The organism is Streptomyces sp. NPDC097640 (assembly GCF_040302705.1).
In the GTDB taxonomy this organism is placed as follows: domain Bacteria; phylum Actinomycetota; class Actinomycetes; order Streptomycetales; family Streptomycetaceae; genus Streptomyces.
In genome coordinates, this window is sequence record NZ_JBEOSB010000043.1 from 32,315 (window position 1) to 46,644 (window position 14,330).

The window sequence follows — 14,330 nt, forward strand, 5'->3', positions numbered from 1 at the left end:
CCCGTACACCGGAACCGCCGTATCTCCGCCCATCTGGGGGTAGCACAGTGACCGCGCAAGCACAGCCCTCGGAGCTCCCGGGCGCCACGAAGGAAGCCCAGGCGCCCGGCGCGACGTCCACGGTGGGCAAGGTCCCGCCGGGCTCCGCGTCCGGGGGCCGGGCCGGCGGCGAGGGGAAGGTCCTCAACGTCTTCTCGCACGGCATGCTGGTGATCTGGGCGCTGCTGGTCACCCTGCCGCTGCTGTGGGCGGTGATGAGCTCGCTCAAGACCGACAAGGAGATCTTCACCTCTCCCTGGGGCCTGCCGTCCACGCTGCACTTCGACAACTGGGCGCGGGCCTGGAACAAGTCGAACATCGGCGACTTCTTCCTCAACACCGTCCTGGTGGTGGGGTGCTCGCTGATCGGGACGATGCTGCTGGGGTCGATGGCGGCGTACATCCTGGCCCGCTTCGAATTCCCGGGCAAGCGTTTCATCTACTACTTGTTCGTCGGCGGAATGAGCTTCCCGGTCATTCTGGCGCTTGTCCCGCTGTTCTTCGTCATGCGGAACATGAGCCTGCTGAACACCTTTCACGGGCTGATTCTGGTCTATATCGCCTATTCGCTGCCGTTCACCGTCTTCTTCCTGACGTCCTTCTTCAAGACGCTGCCGACATCGGTGGCCGAAGCGGCGCTGATCGACGGGGCCTCGCAGACCCGGACGTTCTTCCAGGTCATGCTGCCGATGGCCAAGCCGGGCCTGATCAGCGTCGGCATCTTCAACTTCCTCGGGCAGTGGAACCAGTACATGCTGCCGACCGTGCTCAACACGGAGGAGGACAAGCGGGTGCTGACGCAGGGCCTGGTGCAGCTGGCGGCCAGCCAGCAGTACAAGGGGGACTGGTCCGCGCTGTTCGCGGGGCTGGTGCTGGCGATGCTGCCGGTGCTCGGGGTGTACATCATCTTCCAGCGCCAGGTGCAGGCCGGCCTGACGGCGGGGGCGCTCAAGTAGCGGCGCCGGGCAGCGCCACGACGGCGCCATAGCGGCGCGACATGGACCACGACCGGGCCCCGCCTTTCCGTTTGACACGGAAGGGCGGGGCCCGGCTCTTACTCATTCGGCGATGATGTTGCCGTCAATCCCTCTCACCCGCGCGGTACGCGGCTGTAAGGTGCCCGTAGTTTCCCGGCTACAACCCGGGAGACAAGTCGCTGTTTCCGGACGGAAATTCCTCCATGACGGAATTGGGCGACCGGTGGTGGAATTCCCGGCCGGGCGCCACGCGGCGGCGAGGGTTGCAACGGGGAGGAGCCGCGGTGTCCACGGGGCTGTGCGAGGGGATCGCGAGCCGGATCGCCGATCCGGGCCGCGTCGTCGTCAAAGAGCAGGCCGGTCACACCTGGAGTTGGGACGGGCTGCTGGCGGCGGCCGAGGATCTGGCCGGGCAGCTGAGGCGGCGGGGGCCGCTGCGGCTGGCGGCCGTGCGGACCGGCCGACCCGTGCTGACCCTCGTCACGACGCTCGCCTGCGATCTGCTCGAAGTGCCCCTGATGCAACTGGACTCCGGCCAGAAGGAGGCGGAGTACGAGCGCGTCACCGCCGCCTTCGGGCCGCATCTGCTGCTCTCCGACCCCGGTTCCGACCCCGGTCCCGGCTCTGAGCGCGATGCCGTGTGGGAGTGTCATGGGCTCTCGCTCGCCGTCTCCAGGAGCGGGGGCAAAGGTGGCGGCGCGGAGGACCCTGCCGCCCTGGGCTCCCGGCGCTCGGGAATCTTCCTCACCTCGGGCTCGACGGGCGAGCCCGCCGGCGTCGTACGGTCGGCGCGCGCACAGCTCGCCGACTCGCTGCGCTGCGCCGCCGCCGTGGGCTACGGCCCCGAGGCGCCCGTGGTGTGCGCGGCGCCGGTCTTCCACATGTACGGACACACCGTGGGGCTGCTCGGCCCGCTGCTCGTCGGCGCGCCGGTGACGCTCTGCGGATCGCGCCTGGTGCCCTCGCAGCTCGCGGCCGCCGTCCGGGACAGCGGGGCGCGGGTGCTGGTCGCCCTGCCCTTCCACTACCGGCTCATGGCGGCCGACACGACATCGCGCTTCGACGGCCTGGAGCGCGCGGTGTCCGCCGGGGCGCCGCTCCCCGAAGGCGCCGCGGCGGCGGTGACGAAGGCCCACGACTTCGCGCTGCTGAACATCTACGGCTCCTCCGAGACCGGGATGATCGCCATCAAGCGGGTGGACCCCGACAAGGACCGCCCGGGGGACGTCGGGCGCCCGGTCCCGGGCGTCGTGGCGACCCTGCGGGAGACCGGCGACGAGGACGGCGCGGGCGAACTCCAGCTGGCCACGGATTCACTGGCCGACGGCTACGCCCATGTGGACGGACTGCGCCCGCTGTCCATGAACGGGGACCTGCGGTGCACCGGGGACCTGGCGACGCTGGGCCCCGACGGTGCCATCAGGCTGGTCGGCCGGCTCGCCCGGATGATCAACGTCGGAGGGAAGAAGGTCAACCCGGTGGAGGTGGAGCGGGTGCTCGCCGAGCACCCCGCCGTCACCGAGGCGCAGGTCTTCGCGGCGGCGGACGGCGGCCGGGGCCAGGTGCCGGTGGCACGGGTGGCCGCCCCCGGGCCCGTGACGGCGGACGAGCTGATCGTCTGGTGCCAGGAGCGGCTGGCGGAGCACAAGATCCCCCGCCGGATCCAGGTGACCGCCGAACTGCCCCGCTCGACGACCGGCAAGGTCCTCCACCCGCGTTCGGCCGAGTCAGAGCACGAGAAGGAAGGAAGCGCGTGATGGACCGCGAGAGCCTGGTCGAGGAGATCGCCCGGCATGTCACCGTGGTGGTGCCCGCGCTGGCCGAGGCCCCGCCCGGCCCCGACGCCAACCTGCTGGAGATCGCCGACTTCGACTCGATGGCCATGCTGGAGCTGCTGGTCTGGCTCCAGGGGAACTACGGGATCGACGTCCCCGACGAGGAGGTCTCGCCGGAGAACCTCTCGACCGTCGGCCGGATGGCGGACTTCGTGCTGAGGCAGCGTTGACCGGCCCGCGGGAGACGGGCGTCGAGGTGGTCGAGGTGAGCTTCGAGGTCGTCGAGGTGAGCGGGGAGCGCACCGTACGGGCCCCGCTGACCTGGGGCCAGCAGTTCATCTACCGCGCGCTTCAGCGCCGGGCCGACCGGGCCCACTACGACTACAACCAGCGGGTGTCGCTGCCGGTGCCCGAGGGCCGCACCCTGCGCGAGGTGATCGGCGCGATACGGGCGCTGGTCACCGCCCACGAGAGCCTGCGCACCGTGTACCGGGACGGGACCGCCGACTCCACCCCGTACCAGGAGGTGCGTGGGGAGGGGCGGCTGACGGTCCGGGTGGTCCGGGGTGACGACCCGGCCGCGGCGCTGGACGCCCTGGCCGGGACGGACTTCGACCTGTCCCGGGAGTGGGGCATCCGGGCGGCGGTGCTGACCGGGCCCGACGGCGAGCCCCGCCATCTCGCACTGTATGTGTCGCATGTGGCGGTGGACGGCTGGGCGATGGGGCTGGTCGTGCGGGAGTTGAAGGCTCACCTGGCGGGCGGTGGCAAGCCCGTAGGGACCAAACGCGCCGAGTCCGTACCGCAGCCCGCCGACCTCGCCGGGATCGAGCGGTCCGACGCCGGGCGCACCATGGACCGCCGCGCCGACGCGTACCAGCGCTCGCTGCTGCGCCGCGCGCCCCGGACCCTGTTTCCCACCCGCCACCCGACGTGTCCCGAGCCCGCCGACCCCGCAGGGCCGCCGGAGTGGGCCCACGGGGAGTTCCGCTCGGGGCGGCTGGAGGAGGCGGCGCGGGAGGTGGCGGCGCGCTGCCGGGCCGGTGAGGAGACCGTGTATCTGGCGGCCGTCGGCGCGCTGCTCGCGCGCCGCGCGGGCCTCTCCCACTGCGCGCTCACGACGATCTTCGCGAACCGGATCGGCGCCGCGCGGCAGGCGATGGTGACCCCGCTGGCCTCGGATGTGCTGCTGTGCTTCGACGTCTCGGGGCCCTCGTTCGACGACTGCGTCCGCGCCGCCCACCTCGCCAAGCTGCGCGGATACGCCCGCGCCCAGTACGACCCGGTCCGCCTGGGGCGGCTGGTGGCGGAGGTCGGCCGGGAGCGCGGCGAGCAGCTGGACCTGTCGGTGCTGCACAACGACCTCGGTGCCCTCACACCCCCCGAGGAGGCCCCCGAGAAGGCCCCCGAGGAAGGAGAGGGCGCGCGTGGCCCCAGCGGCGCGGAGACCTCCTTCCGCTGGGCCGAGCCCTTCCGGCTGCCCTCGGTCAAGCTCTACTGCGCCGTGCGCACCGCGGAGCGCGGCGAGCGGGTGATCGCGGTGGCCGCCGACACCCGGTATCTGCCCGCGCCGGACCTCCGCGAGCTGCTGTACGGCGTGGAGGAGCTGGTGGTGACGGAGCGGCGGGGGCCGCACGGCCCGAGAGACACCGACGAGCGGCTGCCGGCCCATGTCTCGTGACACCGTCGGTGTGGTGATCGCCGCGATGAACTCCGCGGCGTTCATCGACCAGGCGCTCGGCTCCCTGGCCATGCAGACCACCCACGCCGACCAGGTGGTGGTGGTCGACGACCACTCGGACGACGACACCGTACGGCTCGTCGAGCGCTGGCGCGCCATCCTCCCGCTGACCCTGCTGCGCAACCGCGGCCCGCGCCGGCTGGGCGTGTGGGGCGCGCGGCGGGCCGCGATCGAGGTGCTGGAGACGGACCTGGTGCTCCAGCTGGACGGCGACGACCTCGTACTGCCGCACCATGTGGCCGCGATGAGCGAGACCTACGCGGCCTCGCCCGGCCTGATCAGCCCGCGCCCGCTCGCCTGGACCGGCCAGGGCCCCTTCCGCCCCGCCACCTACACCAAGGGCGGGCTGCCGCTCCCGGGCGACCAGCTGGTCCAACTGCTGGCGCAGAACTATGTGGTGGTGGGTTCGCTGTACGCGCGCGAGCTGTACGAGCGGATCGGCGGCTACCGCCAGGTGGCGTACGGCGAGGAGTGGGACCTGTGGCTGCGGCTGGTGGCGGCGGGCGCGCGGGTGAGCAAGCCGGACGAGCCGTCGTACGTCTACCGGGTGCGGGCCTCGAGCTACGCGGGCGGCTTCGCCCGGAATGAGGCGGAGACCGAGGTGCTGAACCGGTTCCTCGGGGGCAGCGACCACCCCGTCCACCGGCGGGCCGCGAAGGTGGCCCTGCTCCAGCGGACGGGCATCGCCGCGCTCGGCCCGCTCGCCCCGGTGGGCGGCCCGCTGCCCGATCCCGTACGGGCCTTCGCCGCCGGTCACGACCGCGCCCTGACACGGGCTCACCACGACCCGGACCTGGGCTGGGTCCTCGCCTTCGACTCCGGCGGGGCGGTGGTCGTGACCGACGACGCGGCGCGGGTGATCGTGCACGTGGTCGAGAAGGACGGGAACTACGAGGCCGTGGAGATCGCCGATCCGCTGATGCGGCGCGACGCGTCCTCGCTGCGCGACATCCTGTGGGGGGAGATATGAGCCGCGAGCGGGCGATCGAGGGGGCGATCGAGGCGGCGCTGGAGCGGGCCGCGCGGGTCCCGCGCCGCTTCCGGCGGTTCGCGGTGAGCGCCGGGACGGCGGCCCGGGTGCACCGGATCGGCGAGGCGCTGCTGGGCGAGGCGCTGGACCTCGGCCTCGCGTACGAAGGGAGCGGCGCGGACCGCCGCTTCGACGACTTCGACCTGAAGAACCTCGGCCTCGCGCTGCGCATCCCGTCCCCCGCCTGGCTCCAGGTGCGGCTGTCGGCCCAGCCGTTCAACACGGCGGCGGTCGCCACGACGACGTACCAGGCGCGGTTCCAGGGGCGGGAGGCCGGGGTGCGGGAGGCCGGAGTTCCGGCGGCCGGGGTGCTGGAGCCCTCGCCGCGGCTCGCCTCCGGCGTACTGGACGGCACCCTGCGGCGGCTGGGGCCCGATGTCTTCGAGGCGGACCTCCGGGTGTCCGCCGGGGAGAACGCGGCCGACGCGGACCAGGGCGCGGCCGACTGCGCGCGCGAACTGGGCCCGCTGCCGGCGGAAGCCGCGCGGCTCGAATACCACCTCGTGCCCGACGAACTGTGCGACGACGCCGGGTTCGTGCGGGAGACCCGGCTGGCCGACTGCCGCGCGGGCTCCACCTATCTGGTGCACGTCGCGGCGGAGGCCGGGATGCCCGTGCGCCGGGCCGGCGGGCTGCTGCTGGCCGGTGCGTTTCCGCTGCCGCACCACTGGATCGAGGTGCGCCGCGGCGACCGCTGGCTGCCCGCCGATCCGCTCTATCTGACCATCCTGGCCGCATACGGGCTGGTCGACGCCGACCGCTGGCCGTCGCACCGGTCGGTGGTCGGGACGGTGTGGAAGATCTGCGACTCCTACGCCGGCCTGCGCTTCCTGACGGACGCCGACGGCCGGCGCGTGAAGACCTCCGTCAGGATTCTGCGGCGATGGCCCTGAGCGCCCTGCGGTCCGTCTTGCCGTGTCCGGTGAGGGGCAGCTCCGGAACCACCACACAGCGGGCGGGGATCTTGTACGGCTCGATCTCGTCCTTCAGCGCGGCCAGCACCTCGCCCGCGCCCAGCGAGCCCGCCACGCACAGCACCGCCTCCTCGCCGTCCCCCGACGGCGGCAGCACGGCCGCGCCGCGGACGCCCGGCACCCGGCGGACGGCGGTTTCCACCTCCTCCGCGCTCACCCGGAACCCGCGCTGCTTGTACAGATCGTCGCGGCGCCCGGAGAAGTACAGATAGCCGTCCTCGTCCAGATGGCCGAAGTCCCCGGTGCGCAGCTCGGGGAACAGCCCCTCGGCGCGCGGGAACCGCAGCGCGGTCTGCTCCGGCCGCCGCCAGTAACCCGCCATCACATGCGGGCCGCGCACCACGATCTCCCCGACGGTGCCCGGCGCCACCCGCCGCCCCCGGTCGTCCACGACGAAGACCTCCGTGCCGGGCAGAGCCCGGCCGCACGTGCCCGGCCTGCGCAGATCCTCGTCCGGCGGCATGATGGCCACGCGCTTGCACTCCGTCAGCCCGAACATCAGCTGGACCCGCAGCGCGGGCAGCGCGGCGCGCAGCCCGGCCAGCACCTCCGGGGGCATCGCCGAGCCGGTGTTGGTGAGCAGCCGCAGCCGCAGGCCGTCGGCGCCGTAGCGCGGCAGCATCCGGGCCAGGCCCTGGGCGAGCGACGGGACGACGGGCAACACGGTGGCCCCGGAGCGCCGGAGGTTCTTCAGCAGGATCAGGCCCATGTCCGAGGCGCCGCCGAGCCACAGATGGGCGCCCGCGAGGGTGCTGAGGAAGAGCTGGTAGAGGCCGTAGTCGAAGGAGAGCGGCAGCGCGCCGTAGACGATGTCCTCGGCGGTGTACGCCAGTTCGCCGTGGATCGCGCGCGCCGCGAACAGCAGCTGGGCGTGGGTGGACACCACGGCCTTGGGCGGTCCGGTGGAGCCCGAGGTGTAGATGAGGCAGACGGGGTCCACGGACAGCGGGCCGGTCGTCCCGTACCTGTATTCGTCCGCGGGCTCCGGGGGGTCCTCGTCCAGGGGCGGTGGGCCGTCGTCCGCGGTGACCAGCAGAACGGCCTCGCTGTCCTCACGGACATGGGCGAGGGCCGGGCCGCGCACCTGCTCGTGCAGCACGCAGAACGCCGCCCCCACCCGCGAACAGCCGTACACCAGGGCCGCCGTGGCCAGACCGGGCGGCAGGGGGTGCTTCCCGGCGGCGGCGGAGGAGGACGGGAGAGCCAGCAGGACCCGGTCGCCGCGCCCGGCGCCCCGCTCGCGCAGCCACGCCGCCGCGCGCAGCGAGGCCGTGCGCAGCCGGGCGTAGTCCCAGGTCACCCCGGCCTGGGTGAGCGCCGGGCGGGCCGGGTGGCGGCGGGCCGCCGCGTCCAGCAGGTCGTGCAGCACGGACGCCGGCCCGAACCCGGGGTCGCCGGACGGCGGTCCGCACCCGGGGTCACCGGACGCCGGCCCGAACCTGGGGTCACCGGACGGCATGTCGCTCCGCCTCCTGAGCCAGCGCCTTGCGGTCGATCTTGCCGTTTCCGTTCAGCGGGAACCGGGTCACCCGCTGGAGGACGCGCGGAATCGCCGCCCGGGGAAGCAGCTTGCCGAGTTCCCCGACGACCGGGGCCCGGTCGGCGGCGGTCCCGGTGTAGAAGGCGTGCAGGGCGTGGCTGTTGCCCGCGGGCACCGCCACCACCACCGCCTCGTCCACCCCCGGGCAGCGCCGCAGCGCCCACTCCACCTCGGGGATCTCCACCCGTACACCCCGGATCTGCACCTGGTGGTCGAGCCGGCCCGAGTACAGCAGGGTGCCGTCGGGGGCCGTGGCGACCAGGTCGCCGGTGCGGTACCAGCGCTCGCCGTCGAGTTCGAGGAAACGCCCGGCGCCGTCCGCCGGGTCCAGGTAGCCCGCGAACATCTGCGGCCCGGTGACGCACAGTTCGCCCCGTTCCGGGTGGCGGTCGCCCTCCGCGTCGAGGAGCACGCCCCGCAGCCCGGGGTGGAGCCGGCCCATGGGCACGCCGCCGTGCGCCTCGGGGTGCCGGGCGTCCGCCGGGCGCCATGCGTGGGCGGTACAGCTCACGGTGAGTTCCGTGGGCCCGTACAGGTTCACCACGGTGGACCCGGGGGCGGCCCGCTGCCAGTCGGCCGCGTCGTGTTCCATGAGCGCCTCGCCGGCGAACAGGCTCCAGCGCAGCCCGGGCATGGCCCCGTCGGTGAGCCGCCGCGTCCTGCGGACGACGGAGATCGCGCTGGGGGCGGAGAACCAGACCGTAATGCCGAGCTCGTTCACCAGCGCGGGGAGATCGGCATAGCCGAAGCCGGGGACGTGGGCGACGCTCGCCCCCGCGCTCCAGGCGCAGAACAGATCGAAGATCAGCACGTCGAAGGTGACGTCGAAAGTCTGTGAGAAGACGTCCTGAGGCCGGAAGTCGTAGCGGTCTCGCACACACCGCAGATAGTGCTCCGCATTCCCGTGCGAGATCGGCACGCCTTTCGGGCGGCCGGTGGAGCCGGAGGTGAACATGATGTACGCGCGATCGTCCGGTTCCACGGACCACGGCTGGAAGGGATCGGCCTCGTCCGCGTTTTCCGCGGGGCCATTTTCTTCAGGGCGCCGCGGCGCCTCCGGGGCGCTTTCGCGGCCTTCCGTGCCGAGCCCGGTATTCACGCCGCCGGAATTTAATCCTCCGGCATGCACAACGGGTGGCTGATCGGACAGCCGGGCAATGATCCGCGCCCCCTGGTCGTCCGCGATGACCATGGCCGGACGGGCGGCCCGCAGCATGGCGTCGGTGCGCGCCGCGGGGAATTCCACATTCAGCGGCACGGCGGCGGCGCCCGCGTACAGCGCGGCCAGCAGGCCGACGTACGCCACCTCGCCGCGCGCCGCGAGGACCCCGACCGCGGCCGGCCGGCCGCCGGCCGTGGCGACGACGGACGAGGCCAACGCCCGTGCTGCGCGGTGCACTTCGGCATAGGTCCAGGTCCGCTTCCCCACCCGCAGGGCGATCCGGTCCGGGTGGGCCCGGGCCGAGGCCAGGAAATGGCCGTGCAGGCCCTGTTGGGCGCCCGGGCCGCCCTCGTCAGCCATGCGTGCTCACGAACTCCGTGAGCGTTCCGACGGTGGCGAAATGCTCCAGTTCCAGGCTTTCCGTATCGAATTCGGCGCCGGTCTGGGTCTCGATGAGCATGAGCAGCTCGATAACCGAGGTGGAATCGAGACCGAGGTCCTCGAAGAGCCGGGTGCCGGAGTCGACACCGGTCAGCTCGCCGCGCCCCAATACTTGTCGCAGCGCCGCCAGAACGCTCTGCTCTGCGGAGGACTTTCGCATGGTCCGGATCGAAGTGGAAACGGCATCGGGTGTCAAGGGCTTGACGTGGATCTTGGCGGCTCCTAGGGTCGTGCTCCACGATTGGCCATCACGGGACCGTGGGATATGGGGCTGGGGGATATGGCGGCAAAAGCTGCGGAATTGTCCTCCATGGACCCCGGAGCTGAGCCCCTCACCGCCGCCCTCGACGTCTTGCGCACGGCGCGCGAGAGCGGCTTCTCGGCGGCTTTGGCCGACGCCGTGCGCCATCTGGATTTCACCGCCCCCTGCTCCGGCAGGGGCTTTTGTGTCCTTCCCGGCGGAATGGCCCCGCGCATGCGCGGCTGGCTGATGGCGGGGCGCGCGGTGCCCGGGGAGCGGGTCACGGTGCGGCCCGGCCCGCGCCATGAACTGGCCCAGCGCGAGGGGCTGGAGGTCGTCCAGGTAGTCCAGGTCGTCCCTCGGGACGTTCCGGACGCCACCGCCACAGCCACCACAGCCGCCGCCACTGTCACCCCCGCCGCCGAGCCGGGGCCCGGGGCCCGGGACCGGCTTGCCCTCGCCGGGACGCTGTTCGGCGCGCTGCGCGCCGGGCTCGCCGAGGCGCTGCTGGAGCGGGCCGTGGCCCATGTGGCGGGGCGGCGCTCCGGCGACCGGCCGCTGATCGAGCGGCAGTTGGTGCGCGCGAAGATCGCCGACTGCACCGCCGCCGTCCGCGCCTGCGAGCTCCTGCTGACCACGTCCGGCGCCGATCCGTACGCCGCCCACGAGCTGCACCGGCGCCTCGACGCGGCCGACGAGGCCCTGACGAACCTCTTCGGCGGCGCCGGCTATCTGGCCGGCCACCCCGTGCGCGCCCTGTATGTCTCGGCGTACGTCGGCAGCCTCTGGAGGCCGTCGCAGCGAGACCCCGGGTGGGAGCGGTCGTGACGTACCACGCCCTGGACGCCGCGGCCCTGGACATCGCGTACGAACCCCTGCGCGCCCGAGCGCGCGAGCTGGCCCCCGCCCTCCGGGATGCCGCCCTCGCCATCGACGCCGACCCGGCCCGCATGGACGGCCACCTCGACAACCCCGCGTTCGGCCTCGTCCGCGCCCTGGGCATCCCGGAGCGGTTCCACGACGAGCGGGTCCGGGCCGAGGCGAAGGGCCTGCCACGGGACTTCCTCGGACAGATGATCTGCGCCATGGAGCTGGCGCGCGGCGACGCGGGCGCCCTGTTCTCCGCCCCCGGCCCCGCCCTCGCCGGGGTGGTGGTCCGCTCCATGGGCGGCCCCGCGCAGCAGGCCGCGTTCTATGAACGGGTGGTCACCGGCGCGACCTGGGCCTTCTGCGCCATCACCGAACCGCAGGCGGGCAGCGACGCCACCCGGATGAGCACCGCGCTCGCCCCCGCCGACCCCGCCGACCGCAGCGGCGACTGGCTGCTGAGCGGCGCCAAGAAGTACGTCGGGAACGGCTCGCGCGGCGGCGTCGGGGTGGTCTTCGCCCAGACCGGCACCTCGCCGCTGGGCGTGCGCGCCGTACTCCTGGACCTCCCGGCGCCCGGCGCGCACGGCGAGGCACTCGACATGATCGGGCTGCGGGGCGCCCGCATCAGTGAAATGACCTTCGACGAGGTGCCAGTCGCGCGGGACCGGGTGCTCGGCGCCCATCTGCCCGCCACCCGCCGGGGGATGTGGGGCGCGGTCACCGCCTTCTACGGCGCGCGGGTGCAGATCGCAGCGACCGCCGTCGGGCTCGCCGCCGCCGTGCACGACTACGTACGCGCCGAGCGCCGGGCACCGGCCCCGGCCGAGCGGCGGGCGCTGGAGACGGCCGCGCTGCGGATCGCGGCCACCGCCCGGCTCGTCCACCGCACCGCGCGGCTCGTCGAGGCGGACCGGGGGCGCGGCGACGCCTCCGCCCTGTGCAAGCTGGAGGCGGTCCGCCTGGTCCGGGACGTCACCCACCGGCTGCCCACCCTCCTGGGGCGCGGCGCGCTGCTGGACCACCCCCTGCTGGAGAAGTGGACCCGCGACGCCGCCGCGCTGGAGATCATGGAGGGCACCAGCGACATCCAACGGCTGCGGCTGGCCCAGGACTACGCCCGGTCGGGCGCTGTGCCCGCGGGCGGCGATCCCGTGCCCGTGGGCGAGGACGTCGTGCCCGCGGGCGAGGACGGGTGACGCCGATGCGCCTGGGGCCCATCGGCACCTTCGTCCCGCACACCGCGCTCACGGTCGCGGACGTGACCGCGGAAGCCGGGCTCCCGGACGCCAAGGCCCGCTTCTACCGCGACTACCTCGGCTTCCGCGACATCCCCCGAAGCCCCGGGCACTCGCTCGCCGACATGCTCACGGCGGCGGGCCGCGAGGCCCTGCGCGGCACGGACCCGCGCGGCGTGCGCCAGGTGCTGTACGCGCACATCGGCGAGGACGCCGACCCGGCCGGGGACGACCCGACGGGCGCCCAACTGCTCGACGGCGTCCGCACCGCGCTCGGCCTCGACCACGCCCCGGCCTTCTCCGTCGGCCAGATGAACTGCGCCGCCGGGCTGTTCGCGCTCTTCCTGGCCGAGCAGCTGCTCGCGCCCGCAGACAGCGGAAGTGTGCTGCTGCTCACCGGCGACCGGGTGGCGCGCCCGCGGCAGGGCGTCATCCCCGGGATCGCGGTCGTCGCCGACGCCGCCGCCGCGTGCGTGGTGGGGCCGCGGGTGCCCGGGGACCGGCTGCTCGGCTCCGCCTTCCGTACGTACGGGCGGTTCTACCGCAGCCTCGGCGGCGCGGACCCCGATCGGGAGCGGGAGTACACCCGCTTCTACGCGCCCGCCCTCGCCGCCGTGATCGAGGAGGCGCTGGGGGAGGCGGGGACCGGGCTCGACGGCGTGCGGTGGATCGTCCCGCACAACGTCAACCGCCTGTCCTGGAAGGGCGTGGCGAAGGAGCTGGGCATCCCCTTCTCCCAGGTCTTCCTCGACAACCTGCCGCGCCTGGGCCACGCCAACTGCTCCGACCCCTACCTCAACCTCGCCTCGCTGCGCGCCTCCGGGCGGCTCGGCCCGGGGGACATGTATGTGCTGGCCACCGTCGGCCTCGGCGCGACCTTCGGCGCGGCGGTCCTGGAGCGGGGGGACGAGCGGTGCGACGAGCGGGAGAACGGGCGGGAGAACGGGCGGGGGAGCGAGCGGGAGTACGAGCCGGGAAACGGGAGAGGGAGGAGCCATGGAGAGCTTTGACGCCGTCCAGGGGATCCGGGCCGCGGAACTGGCGGACCACTACGGCACCCCGCTGTACGTCTACGACGGCGAGCTGCTGACGGGCGCGGTCCGCTCGCTCGCGGAGGCGCTGCCGCCGCCCGTGGAGATCTTCTACTCCCTGAAGGCCAACCCCAACAGCAGCATCTGCTCCCTGCTGTTCGCGCACGGCGCCCACGCCGAGGTCTCCTCGCTCGTCGAGCTGCGCACCGCCCGCACGGCCGGGGCCCGCCCCGAGAACATCATCTTCCTCGGCCCCGGCAAGACCGCCGAGGACATCCGCGCCTGCGTCCAGTGCCGGGTGTACGCCATCGTCTGCGAGTCCTGGCAGGAGCTGGAGCTGATCGAGGCGACGGCGCGGCAGGCGGGGCTGCGCCAGCGGGTGCTGCTGCGCGTCAACCCCTCGTTCGGCGCGGCGGGCTCGCGGCTGGCCATGGGCGGCAAGCCCCGGCAGTTCGGGATCGACGAGGAACAACTTCTGGGCGGAAAGGACCGGTTGAGCGCGCTCACCCACGCCACGCCGGTCGGTGTGCACGTCTATCTGGGCACCCGGATCCTGGACGCCGCGGCGATCGTGGAGAACACCGCCCAGGTGCTGGCGCTGGCCGAGCGCGTCGCGGCGGCCACGGGCGTCGAGCCGGAGGCGGTCGACATCGGCGGCGGGCTCGGGGTCGCGTACTTCGACGGCGAGCGCGACCTGGACCTCGACGCCCTGCGGGCGGGCCTGGCCCCCGTCGTGGGCGACTTCGCGCGCCGCCATCCGCGCACCCGGCTGCTGGTGGAGTCCGGCCGCTTCCTCACCGCCCGCGCGGGCGCTTATCTCGTCCGGGTTCAGTATGTGAAGGAATCCCGCGGCACCTGGTTCGCGGTCACCGACGGCGGCACGCACCACCACATGGCGGCGGTCGGGGTCGGCTCGTACGCCCGGCGCAACTTCCCCGTCGCGGCGGTCGCGGCGGTCGCGGGCAGCGGCGCGGGGCCCGAGCGCCCCTGGCACATCACCGGCCCGCTGTGCACCCCGGACGACACCCTCGCCCGTGCCGTGCCCCTGCCCGACCTCGCGCCGGGCGATGTGCTGGCCGTGCTGCGGTCGGGCGCGTACGGGCCCACGGCCTCGCCCGGACTCTTCCTCAGCCATGGGTTCCCGGCCGAGGTGCTGGTCCACGAGGGCCGCCCGCTGCTGGTCCGCGACCGGGACACCGCCGATGACCTGCTGCGCAAGCAGCGCCACCACCAGTTCGTCCAGTGAGCTCAGTACGTTCGGCAAGTGACGGGAG

13 protein-coding genes are annotated in these 14,330 nt (G+C 73.6%); 10 read left to right on the forward strand and 3 right to left on the reverse strand.

Features of this window, described 5'->3' with window-relative positions; genetic code table 11:
* The first annotated feature begins 47 nt into the window (after positions 1 to 47).
* The 6 genes from ABTY62_RS43610 (at position 48) to ABTY62_RS43635 (ending at position 6,455) form a co-directional block, all read left to right on the forward strand.
* Positions 48 to 995: a carbohydrate ABC transporter permease gene (locus tag ABTY62_RS43610; RefSeq protein WP_502997641.1), complete on the forward strand. Its 948-nt coding sequence runs from the start codon at positions 48 to 50 to the stop codon at positions 993 to 995.
* A 305-nt stretch (positions 996 to 1,300) separates the two neighbouring features.
* Positions 1,301 to 2,773 carry a class I adenylate-forming enzyme family protein gene (locus tag ABTY62_RS43615; protein WP_352134946.1) on the forward strand — a complete coding sequence of 491 codons (1,473 nt, stop codon included), beginning with the start codon at positions 1,301 to 1,303 and terminating at the stop codon, positions 2,771 to 2,773.
* The gene (locus ABTY62_RS43620) at positions 2,773 to 3,021 is read left to right on the forward strand and encodes an acyl carrier protein (RefSeq protein ID WP_311723656.1); all 249 of its coding nucleotides are present in this window, start codon (positions 2,773 to 2,775) and stop codon (positions 3,019 to 3,021) included. Before ABTY62_RS43615 ends, ABTY62_RS43620 begins: the two co-directional genes overlap by 1 nt.
* Positions 3,018 to 4,472, forward strand: a complete 1,455-nt coding sequence (locus ABTY62_RS43625) for a condensation domain-containing protein (protein ID WP_352134947.1) — start codon at positions 3,018 to 3,020, stop codon at positions 4,470 to 4,472. Before ABTY62_RS43620 ends, ABTY62_RS43625 begins: the two co-directional genes overlap by 4 nt.
* Positions 4,462 to 5,502, forward strand: coding sequence for a glycosyltransferase (locus ABTY62_RS43630; protein ID WP_352134948.1), 1,041 nt, complete (start codon positions 4,462 to 4,464; stop codon positions 5,500 to 5,502). The genes ABTY62_RS43625 and ABTY62_RS43630 overlap by 11 nt, the downstream gene beginning before the upstream one ends.
* Positions 5,499 to 6,455, forward strand: a complete 957-nt coding sequence (locus ABTY62_RS43635) for a hypothetical protein (protein WP_352134949.1) — start codon at positions 5,499 to 5,501, stop codon at positions 6,453 to 6,455. The genes ABTY62_RS43630 and ABTY62_RS43635 overlap by 4 nt, the downstream gene beginning before the upstream one ends.
* Here the strand turns inward: ABTY62_RS43635 and ABTY62_RS43640 are convergent.
* The 3 genes from ABTY62_RS43640 to ABTY62_RS43650 are packed head-to-tail and all read right to left on the reverse strand — an operon-like array spanning position 6,430 to position 9,839.
* Positions 6,430 to 7,995, reverse strand: coding sequence for a class I adenylate-forming enzyme family protein (locus ABTY62_RS43640; RefSeq protein ID WP_352134950.1), 1,566 nt, complete (start codon positions 7,993 to 7,995; stop codon positions 6,430 to 6,432). The genes ABTY62_RS43635 and ABTY62_RS43640 overlap by 26 nt on opposite strands.
* Complete coding sequence (locus ABTY62_RS43645) at positions 7,982 to 9,598, reverse strand: AMP-binding protein (protein WP_352134951.1); 1,617 nt, start codon at positions 9,596 to 9,598, stop codon at positions 7,982 to 7,984. Before ABTY62_RS43645 ends, ABTY62_RS43640 begins: the two co-directional genes overlap by 14 nt.
* The gene (locus ABTY62_RS43650) at positions 9,591 to 9,839 is read right to left on the reverse strand and encodes an acyl carrier protein (RefSeq protein ID WP_352134952.1); all 249 of its coding nucleotides are present in this window, start codon (positions 9,837 to 9,839) and stop codon (positions 9,591 to 9,593) included. Before ABTY62_RS43650 ends, ABTY62_RS43645 begins: the two co-directional genes overlap by 8 nt.
* A gap of 150 nt (positions 9,840 to 9,989) precedes the next feature.
* Between ABTY62_RS43650 and ABTY62_RS43655 the strand changes: the two genes are divergently transcribed.
* Genes ABTY62_RS43655 through ABTY62_RS43670 form a run of 4 tightly spaced genes read left to right on the forward strand, consistent with a single transcriptional unit; the run spans position 9,990 to position 14,302 of the window.
* Complete coding sequence (locus ABTY62_RS43655; protein ID WP_352134953.1) at positions 9,990 to 10,748, forward strand: acyl-CoA dehydrogenase family protein; 759 nt, start codon at positions 9,990 to 9,992, stop codon at positions 10,746 to 10,748.
* Positions 10,745 to 11,986, forward strand: coding sequence for an acyl-CoA dehydrogenase family protein (locus ABTY62_RS43660; RefSeq protein WP_352134954.1), 1,242 nt, complete (start codon positions 10,745 to 10,747; stop codon positions 11,984 to 11,986). Before ABTY62_RS43655 ends, ABTY62_RS43660 begins: the two co-directional genes overlap by 4 nt.
* 5 nt (positions 11,987 to 11,991) lie before the next feature.
* Entirely contained in the window at positions 11,992 to 13,035 is a 1,044-nt protein-coding gene (locus tag ABTY62_RS43665; RefSeq protein WP_352134955.1) for a 3-oxoacyl-[acyl-carrier-protein] synthase III C-terminal domain-containing protein, read from the forward strand.
* Positions 13,022 to 14,302: a type III PLP-dependent enzyme gene (locus ABTY62_RS43670; RefSeq protein WP_352134956.1), complete on the forward strand. Its 1,281-nt coding sequence runs from the start codon at positions 13,022 to 13,024 to the stop codon at positions 14,300 to 14,302. The genes ABTY62_RS43665 and ABTY62_RS43670 overlap by 14 nt, the downstream gene beginning before the upstream one ends.
* The last annotated feature ends 28 nt before the right edge of the window (positions 14,303 to 14,330 follow it).